The organism is Streptomyces sp. NPDC096324, from assembly GCF_044763015.1.
In the GTDB taxonomy this organism is placed as follows: Bacteria; Actinomycetota; Actinomycetes; order Streptomycetales; family Streptomycetaceae; genus Streptomyces.
Window position 1 is genome coordinate 12,086 of sequence record NZ_JBIWFK010000008.1, and the last position, 19,011, is coordinate 31,096.

Below are 19,011 nucleotides of genomic sequence, written 5' to 3' on the forward strand. Positions count from 1 at the left end.
CGATGTCGATCACCCACCGGAGGTCTCCCGCATGAGATGGACCCGGCGCCTGCGCCTGTGCACGGCGGGACTGGTGACAGCGTCCGCGCTGTTCGCCCTGCCCACCGCACAGGCCGCCGAGCCGCGCGACGGCCAACTCACCGACCTGGTCAACCCGTTCATCGGCACCCAGAACGAGGGCAACACCTACCCCGGCGCCGCCGTGCCCTTCGGCATGGTGCAGTTCTCGCCGGACACCGGCCACAACACGGGCTACGACCACTCCCAGAACCACGTCCGCGGCTTCTCCCTCGTCCATCTCTCGGGCGTCGGCTGCGGCCTCGGCGGCGACCTGCCCGTGCTGCCCACGACGGGGGACATCACCCGGACGGACGACGCGCAGTACGCGGCGGAGTTCGGCCACGAGACGGAGGAGGCCCACCCCGGCTACTACCGTGCGGACCTGAAGTCCGGGATCGGGGCCGAGCTGACGGCCACCGCGCGCACCGGGGTGCAGCGCTACACCTTCCCGGCCACCGACAAGGCCAACGTGCTGCTGAACGCCGGGCAGTCGCTGCACAAGACGGTGGCGACGAAGGTCGAGGTCCTGGACGACCGGACCGTCCGCACGGCGATCACCGGCAGTGGCTTCTGCCAGGCCACCAAGCCCTACACCGTGTACACGATCACCCGCTTCGACCGGCCGTTCACCACCTCGGGCACCTGGAACGGCGACACCGTCACCGGCGCCGCGAAGGCGGCCGGCACCACCGGGCGCACCGGGGCCTTCGTGCGCTTCGACACCACGAAGGACCGCACGGTCGAGGCGACCACCGCGCTCTCCTACGTCGATGCCCGCGGAGCGGCCGTCAACCTCCGTTCCGAGGGCGGCCGTTCCTTCGACGAGGTCCGCTCCGACGCCCGCCGCGCCTGGGAGGACCGGCTCGACGACGTCCGTGCCAAGGGCGGCACCGACACCCTGCGCCGCACCTTCTACTCGTCGCTCTACCGTTCCTTCCTCGCGCCCAACATCGGCAGCGACGCCGACGGCCGCTACACCGGCTGGGACCGGCGGATCCACCGCGCCAAGGGCTTCACGTACTACCAGAACTGGTCGCTGTGGGACACCTACCGCACCCAGTCGCAGCTCCTCTCCCTGCTCGCACCCCGCGAGGCCCGGGACATGGCGATCTCGGTGATCAGGATCGACGAGGAGAGCGGCTGGCTGCCCAAGTGGGGCTACGGCACGGTCGAGACGAACATCATGACCGGCGACCCGGTCACCCCGTTCCTCACCAACGCCTACCAGCAGGGCCTGCTCGGCGGGTACGAGGAGCGGGCGTACCGCGCGTTGAGGAAGAACGCCGACGGCGTGCCCCCGGCCGACTCGCCCGCGGTGGGCCGCGAGGAGAACCGCGAGTACATCGCGAACGGTTTCGCCCCGCACGTCAGCGGCCGTCCGCACCAGAAGCCCGGTGACTCGGACTACGACCACGGCGCGTCCGTGACCCTGGAGTACGCCCTGTCGGACGCCGTGCTCGGCGCGATGGCACGGGACCTCGGCCACACCGAGGACGCGGCGCGCTACCTGGCGCGTTCCCAGAACTACCGCGCGATCCACGATCCCTCGACCGGCTTCTTCCGTGCCCGGGACGCCTCCGGTGCCTTCACCGGACCCGTCGACCCGGCCCAGGGCGTCGGTTTCCACGAAGGCACGGCCTGGCAGTACCAGTGGCTCGTGCCGCAGGACCTGCCGGGCATGGTCGGCCTGATCGGCGGCAAGCAGGCCGCGAACGACCGGCTCGACGCGTTCTTCGCCTACGACCGGCTGCTGGCGGACCCCGCGAAGACGGCCCGCGAGGTCTGGGTGAACGGCCCGTACGCCTACTACAACGCCGACAAGTACAACCCGCAGAACGAGCCCGACCTGATCGCCCCGTACACCTACCTGTCCACCGGACAGCCGTGGAAGACGACCGACGTCGTGCACGCGGCGCTGACCCTCTTCACCGACGCGCCGACCGGCATGACCGGCAACGACGACCTCGGCACGATGTCCGCCTGGAACGTCCTGTCGTCCATCGGGATCTTCCCGGTGCAGCCCGGATACGACACCTGGGGCCTGTCCACGCCCGTCTTCGAGCGGGTCGACCTCACCCTCGACCGGCGCTACTACCCGCGCGGCGCCCTGACGGTCACGGCGCCGGGCACCTCGGACACCGACCGGTACATCCGGTCGGCCAGCCTCGACGGTTCGCCGTACGGCCGTACGTATCTGACGACCGGCACGCTGAAGGGCATCCGCTCCCTCCGCTTCACGGTCGGCCCGGAGCCGTCCGAGTGGGGAACGGCGGCCTCCGCCGCGCCGCCGGTCCTGAAGTGACACCCGGAGCGCACTGAGGAGAATGAGTCCCGCCCCTCCCCGGAGGGGCGGGACTTAATACGCTGTTAACTGTGCGTAACTTGATCGTACTTGACCGTAATCACCTGTCCGGGTTTGACTGCACGTCCAACCCGTCGTCGACGCGAGAGCAATCCCTTGATCTCCGACCTCCTCGCTCCACTCGACCTGGCGTTCTGGAACATCGAGTCCGACCGGCACCCGATGCACCTCGGAGCACTCGGTGTCTTCGCCGCGCACTCGCCCACCGCAGGCGCCCACGCCGCGGACCTGCTCGCGGCCCGCGCCGCCGCCGTCCCCGGGCTGCGCATGCGGATCCGCGACGTCTGGCAGCCCACCGCACCGCTCGCCTTCGGGGGCGCCGCCCGCGAGCCCGCGCCCGACTTCGAACCGCTGGACCACGTCCTGCTGCACAAGCCGACCGCCGACTTCCACGCCGAGGCCGGGCGGCTCATGGAACGCCCGCTGGAGCGCGGCCGGCCGCCGTGGGAGGCGCATGTGCTGCCCGGCGAGGACGGCACGTCCTTCGCGGTGCTGTTCAAGTTCCACCACGCGCTCGCCGACGGGCTCAGGGCGCTGATGCTCGCCGCCGCCATCATGGACCCGATGGACCTGCCGGAACCCCGCCCGCGCCCGGCGGAACCGCCCCGGGGGCTCTTCCCGGACGTCCGCAAGCTGCCCGGACTGGTCCGCGGCACCCTCTCCGACGTGAGCCGCGCCCTGGACATCGGCACCTCGGTGGCCCGCGCCACCCTCACCGCGCAGTCCTCGCCCGCCCTCACCTCCGCGCCCACGGGCACCCGGCGCACCGCCGGCGTGGTGGTCGACCTCGACGACGTGCACATCGTCCGCAAGACCGTGGGCGGCACCGTCAACGACGTCCTGATCGCCGTCGTCGCGGGCGCCCTGCGCCGCTGGCTCGACGAGCGCGGCGACGGCAGCGAGGGAGTCTCCCCGCGCGCCCTGATCCCCGTCTCCCGCCGTCGGCCGCGCACCGCGCAGCCGCAGGGCAACCGGCTCTCCGGCTACCTGATACGGCTTCCCGTCGACGACCCGGACCCGCTCGGGCGACTGCGTGCCGTACGGACGGCGATGGACCGGAACAAGGACGCCGGACCCAACCGGGGCGCGGGCGCCGTCGCGCTGCTCGCCGACCACGTCCCGCCGCTCGGACACCGGCTCGGCGGGCCCGTCGTGGGCCAGGCCGCCCGGCTGCTGTTCGACATCCTCGTCACCAGCGTGCCGCTGCCGAGCCTCGGTCTGAAGCTCGGCGGCTGCCCGCTCACCGAGGTCTATCCGTTCGCCCCGCTGGCCCGCGGCCAGGCCCTCGCGGTGGCCGTCTCGACGTACCGGGGAAAGGTCCACTACGGCCTGGTGGCCGACGCCGAGGCCGTCCCCGACCTCGATCTGCTGACCCGTTCCCTGGCCGAGGAGGTGCGCGTACTGATCACCGCCTGCACGCCATGATCACGACGGGTTTGGTGCCGCGCGCGATTGGTCCGTAAAATTCCGCCTTCGAAAGCGAGCGCGGTTCGAACGCGGCGCACCACCCGAGGAACGGCAGCAGCGATGACGGTGACAGAGGACGGCCGGGAGACCCCCGTCGTGGACACGACAGATGTGGCGGACGTCGCGTTCGGTCCCGGCATCGACCCGGAGCGGCTGGCGGTCTGCCTCGGCGTGCTCGACGAACTCGAGAAGATCGAGGTCGACCACCCCGACGCGATCGCCGTGCGCCGCGCCACCGCCGGCATCTACCGGATGGTGAAGCAGCGCCGCCGCCAGGAGCGCCGTGCCGCCAAGACGGCCCACGACAAGCTGGTCACCGAGTCCACCGCGACCGGCTCCGCCCAGCGCATCGACGACGAGACCGAGGGCATCCTGCCGTCGTCGGTGACGGAGGAGGGCAAGATCGCGGGCATACTCCAGCGCCCGCGCTCCTGCTACACGTGCAAGACGCGGTACGTCGAGGTCGACTACTTCTACCACCAGCTCTGCCAGGACTGCGCCGCCCTGAACCGCTCGCGCCGCGACGCCCGTACCGACCTCACCGGCAAGCGGGCGCTGCTCACCGGCGGCCGCGCCAAGATCGGCATGTACATCGCGCTGCGCCTGCTGCGTGACGGTGCCCACACCACGATCACCACGCGCTTCCCGAACGACGCGATCCGCCGTTTCAAGGCCATGGACGACTCGGCGGACTGGATCCACCGCCTGGAGGTCGTCGGCATCGACCTGCGCGACCCGGCCCAGGCCGTCGCCCTGGCCGACCGCGTCGCCGAGCAGGGCCCGCTCGACATCCTGATCAACAACGCCACGCAGACCGTGCGCCGGCTGCCCTCCGCCTACGCCGCGCTCGTCGAGAGCGAGAGCGCCCCGCTGCCGGCCGGTGAACTGCCCGCCCAGCACGTCATCGGCGCCTTCAACTCCGGCGCGGTCGACGGACTGCAGGCGCTGCCCGTCGGCGTCTCCGGTCTTGAGGCGCAGAAGGTGGCCGACCTCGCCCTGGTCGCGGGCAACGCCAGCGTGGTCCGCCACCGCGAGGGCACCGCCATCGACGCCGGCGGCCTGCTCCCCGACGTCGTGGACAGCAACACCTGGGTGCAGACCATCGAGCAGATCTCCCCGGTCGAACTGCTCGAGACCCAGCTCTGCAACTACACGGCACCGTTCATCCTGATCAGCAAGCTGCGGCCGCAGATGGCCGAAGCCGCCCGCACGGCGTCCACCGGGCGCGCGTACGTCGTCAACGTCTCCGCGATGGAGGGCGTGTTCGGCCGCGGCTACAAGGGCGCCGGTCACCCGAACACGAACGCCGCGAAGGCCGCCATGAACATGGTGACCCGTACCAGCGCCCAGGAGATGTTCGAGACCGACGGCATCCTGATGACCTCGGTCGACACCGGCTGGATCACCGACGAGCGCCCGCACTACGACAAGCTGCGCCTGGCCGACGAGGGCTTCCACGCCCCCCTCGACCTCGTCGACGGCGCAGCCCGCGTGTACGACCCGGTCGTCCGCGGCGAGCTGGGCGAGGACCTGTACGGCGTCTTCCTGAAGGACTACGCGCCGGGCAAGTGGTAAACGCCCCGGCCTGCGCGGACCCGTCCTACGGCGCGGACCCTCGTACGCCGGGGGTCCGCTGCCGCAGCCGTTCCTGGACCGGTCCGGCGGGGGAGCCGGAGTAGGCCGCCCTCACCCGTGTGCCCCCGTCGACCAGCAGGTCGGCGCCGGTGATCCACCCGGCCGCGTCGGAGACCAGCCAGGTCACGGCGGCGGCGACGTCCTCGGGCCGTCCGATGCGCCCGAGCGGGAGCGAGGCGCCCAGTGCCGCCTCGGCGTCCTCCCACACGAAGCGGGCCATCTCGGTACGGACGAGGCCGGGGGAGACCGAGTTGACCCGTACCTTCGGGGCCAGCTCGCCGGCCAGTTGCCGGGTCAGATGGAGCAGGGCGGCCTTGCTGGTGCCGTACGCCCCGATCCGGGGGCCGACGTGCGCGGCGCCCTCCGTGCAGACGTTGACCACGGACCCGCCGTGCTCGCCCATCCAGGACCGCCAGGCGTACTGCACCAGTCGCAGCGGTGCCTCGACGTTCACGGTGAAGGCTTCGCGCCAGTGTTCCGGGTCGGCTTCCATGAGCGGGCCGTAGGGCTGGTTGGTCGCCGCGTTGTTGACCACGATGTCCAGGCGTCCGAAGGTGCGGAGCGCCAGGTCGGTCAGTTCCCTCAGATGTGCCGCGTCGGTGACGGAACCGGCGAGCCCGATGCCGCCGACCCGCTCGGCCGCGCGCCGCACCGCGTCCGGGTCCCGCGCGCTCACGCACACCCGGACACCCGCTCCGGCGAGGGCCTCGGCGACGGCGAGACCGATTCCGCGCGAGGCGCCGGTGACGACGGCGGCCCTGCCCTGAAGTCCGTACGGCGACGTCATCCGCGTACCGTCTCATGACGGTCCGTCAGTCGACAGACCCCCGCACCGACCGCTGCCGCCCGCCGCCACCGCCTCGGCCCGCCGCCACCGCCGTCGCCCGCTGGACGCCGCGGGCACGGGCCGCGCGGAGCCCAGCCGTCAGTCCGCGGTGCCCAGCCGCGCGGAACGTTCCGCCCGTCCGGCCGTCGGACCCGGGTGTCGCGGATGCCGTGCGCCGACGCGGTCGCCCGCCCACGCGGAGCGTTCCGCCACCAGCTCCAGCAGCGTGCGCCAGTCCTCCATGTCCCCGGCGTACAGGCCGGGGACCCGGCCCGCGTCGTCCGCCTGCCGCAGGGTCACCGCGTCCTCGGCCAGCGGGTCGTGCCCGAACGCGGCCGCCTCCCGGCGGGTCATCGGGCCGCCCGGGACGGCCGGGGTGAGGGGCCCGCGCGCGGCCGGTCCGTGGCCCGTCGAGCCGGCCGCGAGGTAGCGCTCCGCCGCGACGTGCAGCCGGACGATCCCGGAGACCCGCTCGCCGAGGAGCGGCCGCACGGCGTCGGCGGCGAGACCGGCGTGCCCGGCCTCGTCACCGGGCCTGAGCAGATGTCCGATGTCGTGCACCAGGCCCGCGACCTGGAGCTCCTTGTCGCTGGGGTGGCCCCGGCGCAGCAGCGCGGCGGTCTGCAGGGCGTGGTCGTGCAGATCGACGGTGTCGCCGGCGGGCGTTCCCGCGCCCGGGCGGAGCCGGGAGTGGGCGAGCCCGGGGGTGTCGTGGACGCCCCGGCCGGCGTGCAGCAGGTCCATCAGCTCCTCGACGCTGCGCAGCTCCATGCGTCAGTCCTCCCGCGAGAAAGGCCGTTGCCGTGCGACAGCACAGCATGGCCTCCTTGCGAACCGGCCAACGGGACCTGAACTGCGTGACGTCTTCGGGCCGGCCGCGCGCGACGGCCGTCGGCCGATGGTGACTCAGTACTGCCCCTGGGCGGCGTCGACGCCCCCGTCCAGGGGCGATATTGAGCCGAATGGGTGGTCGCGAAGAGGGCATCATGTTTCAAATCGCCGCAGATCGAGGCTTGATGGAGCCTGGATGACGTGTGACAGTAACCTCACGTTTTCAGCCCCATAGAGCGGGGGCCTGCTCATTTGGTTAGGCTGTAGCCGACGGACAGACTTACTGGGGTCCACCCACACCCACGGTCCGTCCCGGGACTTGCCGGTCACCACGGCCTGCTCTCACCCGAGTTACCGGCGCCACCGCGTCCCTAACTGCTTCGACTCAGACCCGAGCGGACGTCAGGCGACCCGAGAGCACCGGGCCCTAGCGTCCCGAGGGTGACCCGACACATAAGGAGTGCGCGGTGACACCAGAGAAGACGAAACTCGATCAGGGCCCCAAGGAACGCAGGGACCGCCTCGGTGGTGGGTCCGACACCAAGCTCGGAAGCCTGGACGTGTGGGCCAGGTCCGCTCCCATCCGCCTCGCGGGCTACGAGGACGACCTCGCCGAGCCCCACATCCTGCCGAGCGTCGACTGACCGACACCAGGAGCCGGCGCGAGCGAGGACGGCACGGGAGTGCCGGACCGGCGTTCGCGCCGAGCGGGAGAAGCCGCGGCCGACGACCGGCCGCGGCTTCGGCATGTGACGCCGCAGGCGACGCCACCTCCCGGGGGCCGCCTCCTGCTCGGCGGCGGCCTCCGGCCGGGCGTCCCCCCGGCCTCCTAACCGAGCGGAGCCGTCCGCCGCCACGGGTGGAGTACCTCGAGTTGCCCGGCCACGTCGAGCAGTGCCTCCTCCGAGCCGGGCATGCCGACGAGCTGGACGGCGCCGGGCGCACCGCTCGGCAGCTTGCCGAACGGGACGGACATCGCGGGCCAGCCGGTGAGGTTCCAGGGCGGGGTCATCGGCGAGTAGTTGGTGTTGGCCAGGACATTGCGCAGCCAGCCCCGCTTGTGCCAGTCGACGGACGCGGGGCTGCGCCGGGCGAGCGCCGGGGTGAGCAGCACGTCGTACTCCGCGAAGAACGCCGCGAGGCGTCCGCGCAACTGCTCACGGCGGTCCCCCTTGCGCACGCCCGTCACGAAGCGGCGGCCGACCGCGGCGTGCACGCGGGTGCGCCGGGCCAGTCGGCGTGGGTCGAGATCCTCCGCGTCCACCGCGGTGCCCGCCGTCCAGTGCGCGAGCGAGGTCGTGCTCAGCCACAGCGGGTACGGCGGATTCGCGGTCCGCACCCGGTGACCCGCCTCGGCCAGCAGCGCGGCGGCCTCCCGGGCGGCGTTCGTATACGGCCGCGTGACGTGGATTCCGGCCAGCGGGCTGCGTACCGACAGGGCGATCCTGCGGGTGGCGGGCTCCGCGGGCGGGGCCGGCTCGATGTCCGCGAGGAGGGCGAACATGAGCCGCGCGTCCTCGACCGTCGTGGCCAGCGGGCCGTTCTCCGACATGCCGAACCAGTCGCCGTGGCCGATCCCGGCGGGGATCACCCCGTGGCCCGGCTTCAGGGTCACCAGACCGCAGTTGGCGGCCGGGATGCGCAGCGAGCCCATGCCGTCGTTGCCGAGCGCGATCGGCACCATCGCGGCGGCGACCGCGGCCGCGCTGCCGCCCGAGGAGCCGCCCGCCGTACGGGACAGGTCCCAGGGGTTGCGCGCGTTGCCGTACACGCCCTCCGTGGTGCCGAAGACGCAGAGTTCGGGCACGTTCGTCAGCCCCACCACGACGGCTCCCGCCGCGCGCAGCCGGGCCACGGTGACGTGATCCTCGTCGGCGAGGGCGTCCGGGGTCGCGGCGGAACCGTTGCGGGTCTGCTCCCCGCGCACCGCGAGGTTGTCCTTCACCGCCACCGGCACGCCCGCCAGGGGGAGCCGGGCGAGGTCCCGGCCGGCCAGCTCGTCGGCCTCCGCCAGGGCGGCCTCGGCGCGGACCGTGCGGAAGGCGCCGACGCGCCCGTCGAGGCGTTCGATCCGCGCGAGGTGTTCGGCCACCACCTCGCGGGGGGTGACCTTCTTCTCGCGTACGGCTGCGGCGATCTCGGTGGCGGTCCGGCCGGCCCAGGTGGTCACGGGCGCTCCTCACTCGTGTCGTACTGGTGAGTAGTTACGGGGAGCACTCTGCCCGCAGCGCGGGCGCCGCGTCGAGGGTCCGCGCCCCCCGACCTTCGGTCCGGCCTCCCGGTTCTCGCGTGACGCGGCGGCCGGAGTGCCCTCCCGAGGGCGACCGGTCTGCTCCATGAGGACGATCGGCGCGCCCCGCCGGGTCGACCGGCCTGCCCCCGCCAGGTCGACCGGCGTGCCCCGAGTGCGGCGGGACCGGTCCCGCGCGATCCCGGCCGGCGGCTCGGCCGTCGGACCGGAGCGTGCCCGAGTGCGGCCGGATCGGGCCCCGGCGTGTTTGGTCGGCGACCCGGCCGTCGGATCGGAGCGTGCCCGACGCTGTACGCGGACGGGTGGGCGGGGAGATCCTCGGGACCGAGCACTCCTCCGCACCCGGCCCTGGACCCCCTGTCGCCGACGGAAAGGCCCGCCGTGCCCCCGACCTCCGCCCGTGTCGTCGCGGTCGACACCCACGACATCCGCTTCCCCACCTCGCGCGAGCTCGACGGCTCGGACGCGATGAACCCGGACCCCGACTACTCGGCCGCGTACGTCGTGCTGCGCACCGACGCCCCCGAGGGAGCCGAGGGGCACGGCTTCGCCTTCACCATCGGGCGGGGCAACGACGTCCAGGTCGCCGCGATCGACGCGCTGCGGGGACATGTCCTCGGGCGGTCCCTCGACGAGCTGTGCGCCGACCCCGGCTCTCTCTCGCGCGACCTGGTCGGCGACAGCCAACTGCGCTGGCTCGGGCCCGAGAAGGGCGTGATGCACATGGCGATCGGCGCCGTCGTCAACGCGGTGTGGGATCTGGCCGCGCGGCGCGCACAGCGTCCGCTGTGGCGACTGCTCGCGGAAGCCGAACCCGAATGGCTCGTCTCCCAGGTCGACTTCCGCTACATCACGGACGCGCTGACGCCCGACGAGGCGCTGCACCTGCTGCGCCGGGGCAGGGAGGGCGCCGAGGAGCGCGCCGCGATCCTGCGCGAACGGGGCTACCCCGCGTACACCACCTCGCCCGGTTGGCTCGGCTACAGCGACGAGAAGCTCACCCGGCTGGCCGTCGAGGCCGTCGCCGCGGGATTCCGGCAGATCAAGCTGAAGGTGGGCGCCGACCTGGACGACGACCTGCGCCGCCTCCGCGCCGCCCGGGCCGCGGTCGGCCCGGACATCCGCATCGCGGTCGACGCCAACCAGCGCTGGAACGTGGACGAGGCGATCACCTGGACCACGGCGCTCGCCGAGTACCGGCCGTACTGGATCGAGGAGCCGACCAGCCCCGACGACATCCTCGGCCACGCCGCCGTGCGCGCGGCGGTCGCCCCGGTCAAGGTCGCCACCGGCGAGCACGCGCACAACCGTGTCGTCTTCAAGCAGCTCTTCCAGGCGGGCGCCATCGACATTGTGCAGATGGACGCGGCACGGGTCGGCGGTGTCAACGAGAACCTCGCCATCCTGCTCCTCGCCGCCAAGTTCGGCGTCCCGGTCTGCCCGCACGCCGGAGGGGTGGGGCTGTGCGAACTCGTCCAGCACCTCGCGATGTTCGACTTCGTCGCCCTGTCCGGCACCACCGACGACCGCGTCATCGAGTACGTGGACCATCTGCACCACCACTTCACCGATCCGGTGGTGATCCGCGACGGCCACTACACCGCGCCCACCGCGCCGGGCTTCTCCGCCGCGATGCGGCCCGAGGCCATCGCGGAGTTCGGCTATTGCGGCGGCACCTTCTGGGCCGCCGACCTCGCCCGGCAGCAGGCCGACGAACCGAAGGAGCAAGCCGTATGACGGACTCTCAGGAACTGGACGGGCTCAGGGCGCTGGTGACCGGAGGCGCCTCCGGGATCGGCAGGGCGACCGCCGGTCTCCTCGCCGCGCGCGGCGCCCGGGTCGCCGTCCTCGACCTCGACCCGTCTTCCGTCGACAGGCCGCTGACCGGCCACCGGGCCGACGTCACCGACGACGCCTCCGTGCGCGAGGCCGTCGCCGCCGCCGTCGCGGACCTGGGCGGCCTCGACATCCTGGTCAACAACGCGGGTGTCGGCGCCCGCGGCACCGTCGAGGACAACGACGACGCCGAATGGCACCGGGTCCTGGACGTCAATCTCCTCGGCGTCGTGCGGACGACCCGCGCCGCCCTGCCCCATCTGCGGGAATCCGCGCACGCGGCCGTCGTGAACACCTGCTCCGTCGCGGCCACGGCGGGACTGCCCCAGCGGGCGCTGTACTCGGCGTCCAAGGGCGCCGTCCTCGCGCTGACCCTCGCCATGGCGGCCGACCACGTCGGCGAAGGCATCCGCGTCAACTGCGTCAACCCCGGCACCGTGGACACCCCTTGGGTCGGCCGGCTCCTGGACGCCGCTCCTGATCCGGCCGCCGAACGCGCCGCGCTGGAGGCCCGCCAGCCCACCGGCCGGCTGGTGTCGGCGGCGGAAGTCGCGGGCGCCATCGCCTACTTGGCGAGCCCGCTGTCCGGATCCACCACCGGCACCGCGCTCGCGGTGGACGGCGGGATGCAGGGACTGCGGCCGCGTCCGGTGGTCCGGTGAACTCCCTAGGCGCCACCGGCGTCCCCGTCAGCGCGCTGTCCTTCGGCGCCGCCGGCATCGGCAACTTGTACACCGAGGTCACGGACGAGCAGGCGTACGAGGCCGTCGGCGCCGCCTGGACGAGCGGCATCCGCTACTTCGACACGGCCCCGCACTACGGCCTCGGCCTCTCCGAACGGCGCCTGGGCGCGGCCCTGCGCGACCTGCCCCGCGCGCGGTACACCGTCTCGACCAAGGTGGGGCGCCTGCTGGAGCCCGCCGACGCGGGCGGCGACGACCGGGCGGACGGCTTCGCGGTGTCCGCCACCCACCGCCGCGTCTGGGACTTCAGCGCCGACGGCGTACGACGGAGCCTGGACGCCAGCCTCGAACGGCTCGGCCTCGACCGCGTGGACGTCGTCTACCTCCACGATCCCGACGACCACGCCGAACAGGCCTTCCGCGAAGGCTTTCCCGCACTGGCCGACCTGCGCTCGCAGGGCGTGGTGCGCGCGATCGGCGTGGGCATGAACCAGACGCGGATGCTGACCCGGTTCGTCCGCGAGACCGATGTCGACGTGGTGCTCTGCGCGGGCCGCTACACCCTCCTGGACCACGACGCGCTCACCGAACTGCTGCCCGCCGCCCAGGCCCGCGGCACCTCCGTCGTCATCGGCGGCGCCTTCAACTCCGGTCTGCTGGCCGACCCGAGGCCCGGAGCGACGTACGACTATGCGGTGGCATCGGGCGAGTTGCTGGACCGCGCTCTGCGGCTCAAGGAGATCGCGGGACGCCACGGCACCACCCTGCGTGCCGCCGCCCTGGCCTTCCCCGCCGCCCATCCGGCGGTGGTGAGCGTCCTGGCCGGGGCCCGCTCGGCGGACGAAGTCCGTGACTGCGCCGAGCGGTTCGCGGAGCCGGTGCCCCCGGACTTCTGGCGGGAACTGCGCACGGAGGGCCTGCTCCCCGACACCGCGCCCGTCCCCGACACCAAGCCCCTTCCCGTCACGGAACCTCACCCCTCTCCGGATCAGGGTGGCACCCCCGGCTCGGCGGCCCCTTCCAGCCGGGTCGGCGGGAGGAAGTCGCGCACGTAGGTCCGGTGCCAGCACGCGCCCGTCTCGCGCAGCTCGCTCCAGGTCGTGTAGCGGTAGCGGAAGAGACGGGCGCGGACGTAGCGCGGCGGCGCGTCGGCCGGGAACGGGGAGCGGCGCAGCAGCCGCAGCGTGTCGGGGTCGTTCTCCAGCAGCCGCTCCACGAGACCGGAGAACCAGGTGCCGGCGTAGCCGGGAGACAGCCCCACGAACCACATCAGCCAGTCGAGCCGCAGATGGTACGGCGCGAACTGGCGCGGCCAGTGCCGTGGATCACCCGGTTTGCCCTTGAACTCGTACTCCCGCCAGTCGGCGTCCTCGCGCGGCACCGCGTCCGCCGTGCCCTCGACGACCACCTCGTGGCGCATCCTGCTGACGCTGCCGAACGCCCCGTAGGTGTTCACCAGATGAAGCGGGTCGAAGGAGCGGTTCATGACCTGCCGCCGGGAGATCAGATTGCGTGCCGGGCGGTAGCCGAGGGCCAGCAGACCCGCGGCCACCACCAGCACGACCACCTCGTACCACAGCGGTGTCGCCGGGGTCCGCGGCGCGGTGACGGGGAATTCGGTCACGCTCAGGGCGAGCACGATCGTCGTCCAGTTCAGCCAGGCGAAGTTGCCGGAGAGCACCAGCCAGAGCTGGGTGAGGATCATCAGCGAGGCCGCCGCCGTCGCGATCGGCTGCGGGGTGAACAGCAGCACCGGAATCACGAGTTGGGTGACGTGGTTGGCGGCCGCCTCGATCCGGTGGAACGGTCCCGGCAGATGGTGGAAGAACCAGCTCAGCGGGCCTGGCATCGGCTGGGTCTCGTGGTGGTAGTAGAGGCAGGTCAGCTTCCGCCAGCAGGCGTCCCCCCGCATCTTGATCAGCCCCGCGCCGAACTCCACACGGAACAGCACCCAGCGCATCAGGAACAGCACGACGACGGGCGGGGCCACCTCGTCGTTGCCGAGGAACACCGCGAGGAAGCCCACCTCGAGCAGCAGCGACTCCCAGCCGAACGCGTACCAGGTCTGGCCGACGTTGACGACCGACAGGTACAGGGCCCACGGCACGAGCCAGAGGAGCATCGCGCCCCAGAGCGGCAGCAGCCCGTCGAGTCCGGCGGCCAGAGCCAGCGACACCGCGCAGCCCGTCCAGCACCAGGCGGCGTAGAAGCGGTCGGAGTAGCGCCAGTGGAACACGCTCGGCGCGTCCCGGAACGCCACGTGCCGCACGAAGCGGGGCACGGGCAGCATCCCGCGCTCCCCGGTCAGCGCGCGGAACTGCCGGGCCGCGCCCAGGAACGCGACCAGATACAGCACGGCCAGCCCCCGCTGGAACACCAGCCGGCTCAGCTCGTACCCGGGTGCGACGAACCACTCCATGGCGGGTGCTCCTCTCCCCTCCATTGTGACGCTGGGTGACCGCTTTCCGCTTGCGTGCGCCAAGAGGGTGACGCAGAGAATGAGGCACGAACAGCCCGGGACGAACGGGAGAACGCGTGCACATACCCACCAGGACCTTTGCCGCGGCCTGCGCGCTCGCGGCGGCACTCCTCGTCGTCGCGGCCTGTGGCGGCGGGGGCGGGCACACGGCGCCGAACGGATCCACCGGCGGCGACGTGCTTCTCCAGCCCCTCGCGGTCCGGGGGCCCGACCCCTTCACGGCGCCCACCGACACCACCCCCGCGTCCCGGCCGCCCGTCACCCGAACGCCGCAACCCACGGCCACCGGCACACACGGCGCGCGCACCGTGTCGGGCGCCACCCCGGGCCTGTACGGCGGCACCCGCAACGCCGGGAGCTGCGATGTCGAGAAGCAGATCCGCTACCTCGCCGCCGACCCGGCCAGGGCCCGTGCCTTCGCCGAACTCTCCGGCGTCTCACCGGGGTCCGTCCCCGGCTATCTGCGGCAGCTCACCCCGGTCGTGCTGCGCGCCGACACCGGCGTCACGGACCACGGCTTCGCCGCCGGACGGGCGACGGGCTACCAGGCCGTGCTCCAGGCCGGTACGGCCGTCCTCGTCGACGACCGGGGCGTACCCAGGGTCCGCTGCGCCTGCGGCAACCCGCTGGGCCGGCCCACCGCGCTCGACGAGAACCCGGACACCCGCGGCACGCCCTGGAGCGGGTACCGGCCCGCCCGGGTCGTCACGGTGACGCCGGCGCCCGACGCGATCACCGCCATCACGATCGTCGACGACGGCGACGACACCTGGATCGAGCGGCCGGTCGGACACGACGGCCACCGCCACGACCACGCCGTACCGCCGCCCGACGGCTCGGTCCCCGTGCCGCACGACTCCGCTCCCGCGCGGGAGCCCTCCGCGGGCACCTCGCAGGGCGGCCGGAGCCCGTCCCCCGACACCTCCGACTGCGCCACACCGACCGCGACGGTGACCCCGACACCGGGCACCGGCGAGGGAACCCCGGGCGAGAGCGCCGGGCCGCGCACCGCGCCCACCGGCAGTCCCACAATCAGCGGCACTCCCACGCCCACCGGCAGTCCCATGCCCAGCGGGATTCCCACGGACGACACCGCCATGGACGTCGGCGCCCCGGGCCGCGCCGCGCGCCCGAGTGCCGAGCCCCCGCACTGCCCGAGTCCCACCGTCACGGCATCGCCGACGACGGGGCCCGGGACCACCCCACCCCCCTCGGGCGGCACCACGGCCCCGCCGACAGGCCCGGCCGCCCCCGACCGCTCCGGCTCCCCGGAGCCCCCGGAGCCGCGGGTCCCGTCCGACGAGCCGGGCACCCCCACCGAGGACACCGGCCCGGACAGCCCCGACGCCCCCGACGGCGGGCTGATCCCCGACGTGCCGACCGGTCCCGACAGCGTCTTCGAGGTCTCGGCCGACACCCCCGGCACGTGAACACGTCCGCGTCCGGGGGCCCCGGAACCAGGCCCTCCAGAAGTCGAACAATCGGGCAAATGCTGGCATGGTGGCCCCATGGTTGATCGGGGAGCGAGCGCCCTGTCACTCCCGGACGACTGGCCCGCCCACCCGGATCCGATCCTGGCGCTCAACCGCATGGGCAGCTTCGACTGGGACCTGGACACCGGTCTGATGCAGATGGACGCCCAGGCCCACGAGGTCTTCGACGTGCGCCCGGACGAATACGACGGGCACCCCGCCACCCTGTCCATGCGCGTCCCGCCGGGGGAGTCGCGCCGCCTCGACACGATGGTCTCCCACGCCCTCAAGGACGGCAGCGAGAACTACGGCGCCTACTTCCGTATCCGCCGCCGCGACGGCGCCCTGCGCTGGACCCACACCCAGGGCTACATCCGCCGCGACGAGAACGGCCGGCCGCGCCGGATCATCGGCATCGTCCGCGACGCCACCGACGAGCTCGACGAGAGCGCGGCACGCCGCGAACAGGCCGCCCAGAACGAGGTACGGCGCCAGCAGACCAGCGTCGTCCAGCTCACCACGGCCGCGCTGGCCCACGCCGTCACCGTGCAGGACGTCATCGACGTGCTCCAGGACACCCACGGCCTCACCCACCTCGGTGCGGCCAGCCTGGTCATGGGCCTGGTCGAGGCCGGCCGCATCCGCATGGTCGCCACGGGACCCGTGGACAGCTATGTCCCCGGCACCCGCGTCACACGCCTGGACGCGCAGTACCCGATGAACGAGGTCGTCCGCAGTCTCGCGCCGCACTTCATCGAGTCGCCCGAGGAGTTCGCCGAGTCCTACCCCCTCCTGTGGCCCAACATCACCGATCTGAAGATCACCTCGGCCGCGTATCTGCCGCTCATCGTGCAGGCCCGGCCCATCGGCGCGATCGGCCTGCTCTACAACGACCGGCACGGCTTCTCGGAGGACGAGCGCAACGTCCTCGTCGCGCTCGGCAGCAGCATCGCCCAGAGCCTCCAGCGGGCCATGTTCTTCGAGCAGGAGAAGGACCTCGCCCAGGGCCTCCAGCAGGCCATGCTGCCGCGCTCCATCCCCAGCGTGTCCGGCGCCGACATCGCCGTCCGCTACCGCTCCGCCTCGCTCGGACGCGACATCGGCGGCGACTGGTACGACCTGATCCCGCTGCCCGGCGGCCGCGTCGGCGCCGTCATCGGCGACGTCCAGGGCCACGACACCCATGCCGCCGCCGTCATGGGCCAGCTCCGCATCGTCCTGCGCGCCTACGCGGCCGAGGGCCACACCCCGGCCACCGTGATGGCCCGCGCCTCGGTCTTCCTCCACGAACTCGACACCGACCGCTTCGCGACCTGCCTGTACGCGGAGATCGACCTGTCCACCGGGGTGACCCAGCTCGTCCGGGCCGGCCACATCGACCCGCTCGTCCGGTACGCGGACCGGACCTGCCGGCGGCTGCTCCTCGAAGGCGGCCTGCCGCTCGGCCTGTCCGCCGAGTTCGGACGGCTCGAATACCCGGTCGCCACTCTCGAGCTCGACCCCGGCCAGACCCTGCTCCTGTGCACCGACGGGCTCGTCGAGGAGCCGGGTGTCGACCTCGACGAGGGCATGCGCATCCTCGGTGACCTCATCCGCGGCGGCCCGGACGACGTCAGCGATCTCGCCGACCGGCTCATCGACATGGCCGAGGACCGCGGCGGCGACGACGATGTCGCCCTGCTGCTCCTGCGCCGCCACGGACTGATCGACCAGCGCTCGGGCGGACGCCTTCAGCAGCATGTGGCGCCCGGCGACCCGGAGGCGCTCAGCGAGGCCCGCCACATGATCCGGGCCGCCGTGCGCGCGTGGGGAGCCGGGGACCGGGCCGACGAGATCGAGCTGGTCGCGGACGAACTGATCACCAACGCCCTCATGCACACCGAGGGTTCGGCCATCGTCACCCTGCGCGTCCTGGCCGGATCCGAACGCAGACTGCGCGTCGAGGTCGAGGACTCCTCCAGCGCGCTGCCGCGCCGCCGCGAGGCGGGAGAGTCCGGTGTCTCGGGCCGCGGTCTGCTGCTCGTCGACCGCCTCACCGACGTCTGGGGGGTCGAGGCGCGCGGCGGCGGCAAGGTCGTGTGGTGCGAGTTCATGGTCCGGGAGCACGCCTGATCCCCGGCGCCGCCGGTGCCGGATGGCACTCTGGACGTATGCCGGAACTGCCCGAGGTCGAAGCGCTCAAGGATTTCCTGGCCGAGCATCTCGTCGGCCGCCGGATCGTGCGCGTGCTGCCCGTCGCCGTCAGCGTCCTGAAGACGTACGACCCTCCCGTCTCCGCGCTGGAGGGACGCGAGGTCACGGCCGTCCGCCGGTTCGGCAAGTTCCTGGACATCGGCACGGACGGCCCGCACCTCGTCACGCATCTGGCCCGCGCGGGCTGGCTGCACTGGAAGGACACGCTCCCGGACGGCCCGCCCCGGCCCGGCAAGGGGCCGCTCGCGCTGCGCGTCGCCCTGGAGACCGGCGAGGGCTTCGACCTCACCGAGGCGGGCACCCAGAAACGCCTCGCCGTGTACGTCGCCGAGGACCCGGAGCAACTCCCCGGCGTGGCCCGGCTCGGCCCGGACCCCCTCGCCGACGACTTCGACGAGGAGCGGTTCGCCGGGCTGCTCCAGGGCGAGCGGCGCCGGCTCAAGGGCGCGCTCCGCGACCAGAGCCTGATCGCCGGCGTGGGCAACGCCTACAGTGACGAGATCCTCCACGCCGCCCGGATGTCCCCCTTCAAGATCGCCTCCTCGCTGACCCCCGAGGAGACCCGGCGGCTGTACGAGGCGCTGCGCGGCACGCTCACCGACGCGGTGGAGCGCTCCCACGGGCTGGCCGCCGGGCGGTTGAAGTCGGAGAAGAAGAGCGGTCTGCGGGTGCACGGGAGAACGGGGGAGCCCTGTCCCGTGTGCAGCGACACCATCCGCGAAGTCTCCTTCAGCGATTCCTCGTTGCAGTACTGCCCGACCTGCCAGACGGGCGGCAAGCCGCTGGCGGACCGGCGGATGTCCCGGCTGCTCAAGTAGGCGGACCGAACGGGCGGATCGCGCACGGGTCCGGTCGGGCGGATCGCACGGGAGGTCCGGGCGGGCGGTCGCCCGGTGTCCCCGGCGGCGGGACCGTT

Annotated in this window: 14 protein-coding genes; 10 read left to right on the forward strand and 4 right to left on the reverse strand. The window is 72.9% G+C overall.

The features are described 5' to 3' along the window. The first annotated feature begins 31 nt into the window (after positions 1-31). The 3 genes from ACIQ7M_RS22565 to ACIQ7M_RS22575 all read left to right on the forward strand — a co-directional run bounded on the left by ACIQ7M_RS22565 (position 32) and on the right by ACIQ7M_RS22575 (position 5,464). Positions 32-2,362, forward strand: coding sequence for a GH92 family glycosyl hydrolase (locus tag ACIQ7M_RS22565; RefSeq protein ID WP_403647036.1), 2,331 nt, complete (start codon positions 32-34; stop codon positions 2,360-2,362). 156 nt (positions 2,363-2,518) lie between these two features. Next, entirely contained in the window at positions 2,519-3,847 is a 1,329-nt protein-coding gene (locus tag ACIQ7M_RS22570; RefSeq protein ID WP_386982938.1) for a wax ester/triacylglycerol synthase family O-acyltransferase, read from the forward strand. 102 nt (positions 3,848-3,949) lie between these two features. Beyond that, positions 3,950-5,464: an SDR family NAD(P)-dependent oxidoreductase gene (locus ACIQ7M_RS22575; RefSeq protein ID WP_355767939.1), complete on the forward strand. Its 1,515-nt coding sequence runs from the start codon at positions 3,950-3,952 to the stop codon at positions 5,462-5,464. 25 nt (positions 5,465-5,489) lie between these two features. On the opposite strand, the gene ACIQ7M_RS22580 is transcribed toward ACIQ7M_RS22575, so the two are convergent. Both ACIQ7M_RS22580 and ACIQ7M_RS22585 read right to left on the reverse strand, forming a co-directional pair. Then, on the reverse strand, positions 5,490-6,311 hold the full coding sequence (locus tag ACIQ7M_RS22580) for an SDR family oxidoreductase (RefSeq protein ID WP_403647040.1): 822 nt from the start codon (positions 6,309-6,311) through the stop codon (positions 5,490-5,492). Between the two features lie 138 nt (positions 6,312-6,449). Then, complete coding sequence (locus ACIQ7M_RS22585) at positions 6,450-7,121, reverse strand: HD domain-containing protein (protein WP_403647043.1); 672 nt, start codon at positions 7,119-7,121, stop codon at positions 6,450-6,452. Between the two features lie 527 nt (positions 7,122-7,648). Here ACIQ7M_RS22585 and ACIQ7M_RS22590 point away from each other — a divergent pair. Continuing rightward, the gene (locus tag ACIQ7M_RS22590) at positions 7,649-7,825 is read left to right on the forward strand and encodes a hypothetical protein (protein WP_355767948.1); all 177 of its coding nucleotides are present in this window, start codon (positions 7,649-7,651) and stop codon (positions 7,823-7,825) included. 185 nt (positions 7,826-8,010) lie between these two features. Here ACIQ7M_RS22590 and ACIQ7M_RS22595 read toward each other — a convergent pair whose 3' ends face one another. Next, positions 8,011-9,351 carry an amidase family protein gene (locus ACIQ7M_RS22595; protein ID WP_355774013.1) on the reverse strand — a complete coding sequence of 447 codons (1,341 nt, stop codon included), beginning with the start codon at positions 9,349-9,351 and terminating at the stop codon, positions 8,011-8,013. A 462-nt stretch (positions 9,352-9,813) separates the two neighbouring features. On the opposite strand from ACIQ7M_RS22595, the gene ACIQ7M_RS22600 reads away from it, so the two are divergent. The 3 genes from ACIQ7M_RS22600 to ACIQ7M_RS22610 are packed head-to-tail and all read left to right on the forward strand — an operon-like array spanning position 9,814 to position 13,006. Then, on the forward strand, positions 9,814-11,169 hold the full coding sequence (locus ACIQ7M_RS22600; protein WP_403647047.1) for an enolase C-terminal domain-like protein: 1,356 nt from the start codon (positions 9,814-9,816) through the stop codon (positions 11,167-11,169). Further along, positions 11,166-11,930, forward strand: coding sequence for an SDR family NAD(P)-dependent oxidoreductase (locus ACIQ7M_RS22605; RefSeq protein ID WP_403647050.1), 765 nt, complete (start codon positions 11,166-11,168; stop codon positions 11,928-11,930). The genes ACIQ7M_RS22600 and ACIQ7M_RS22605 overlap by 4 nt, the downstream gene beginning before the upstream one ends. After that, positions 11,927-13,006 (forward strand): aldo/keto reductase, encoded by a 1,080-nt coding sequence (locus ACIQ7M_RS22610; protein WP_403647053.1) that lies wholly within the window; start codon positions 11,927-11,929, stop codon positions 13,004-13,006. Before ACIQ7M_RS22605 ends, ACIQ7M_RS22610 begins: the two co-directional genes overlap by 4 nt. Here ACIQ7M_RS22610 and ACIQ7M_RS22615 read toward each other — a convergent pair. Continuing rightward, positions 12,940-14,370, reverse strand: a complete 1,431-nt coding sequence (locus tag ACIQ7M_RS22615) for a lipase maturation factor family protein (RefSeq protein ID WP_403647056.1) — start codon at positions 14,368-14,370, stop codon at positions 12,940-12,942. The two genes, ACIQ7M_RS22610 and ACIQ7M_RS22615, sit on opposite strands and share 67 nt — an antisense overlap. A 116-nt stretch (positions 14,371-14,486) precedes the next feature. On the opposite strand from ACIQ7M_RS22615, the gene ACIQ7M_RS22620 reads away from it, so the two are divergent. The 3 genes from ACIQ7M_RS22620 to ACIQ7M_RS22630 all read left to right on the forward strand — a co-directional run bounded on the left by ACIQ7M_RS22620 (position 14,487) and on the right by ACIQ7M_RS22630 (position 18,913). Continuing rightward, positions 14,487-15,860, forward strand: coding sequence for a DUF6777 domain-containing protein (locus tag ACIQ7M_RS22620; protein WP_403647059.1), 1,374 nt, complete (start codon positions 14,487-14,489; stop codon positions 15,858-15,860). Positions 15,861-15,938: 78 nt separating this feature from the next. After that, complete coding sequence (locus tag ACIQ7M_RS22625; RefSeq protein WP_403647062.1) at positions 15,939-18,014, forward strand: SpoIIE family protein phosphatase; 2,076 nt, start codon at positions 15,939-15,941, stop codon at positions 18,012-18,014. A gap of 38 nt (positions 18,015-18,052) precedes the next feature. Continuing rightward, positions 18,053-18,913 (forward strand): Fpg/Nei family DNA glycosylase, encoded by an 861-nt coding sequence (locus ACIQ7M_RS22630; protein ID WP_403647065.1) that lies wholly within the window; start codon positions 18,053-18,055, stop codon positions 18,911-18,913. Positions 18,914-19,011 lie beyond the last annotated feature (98 nt).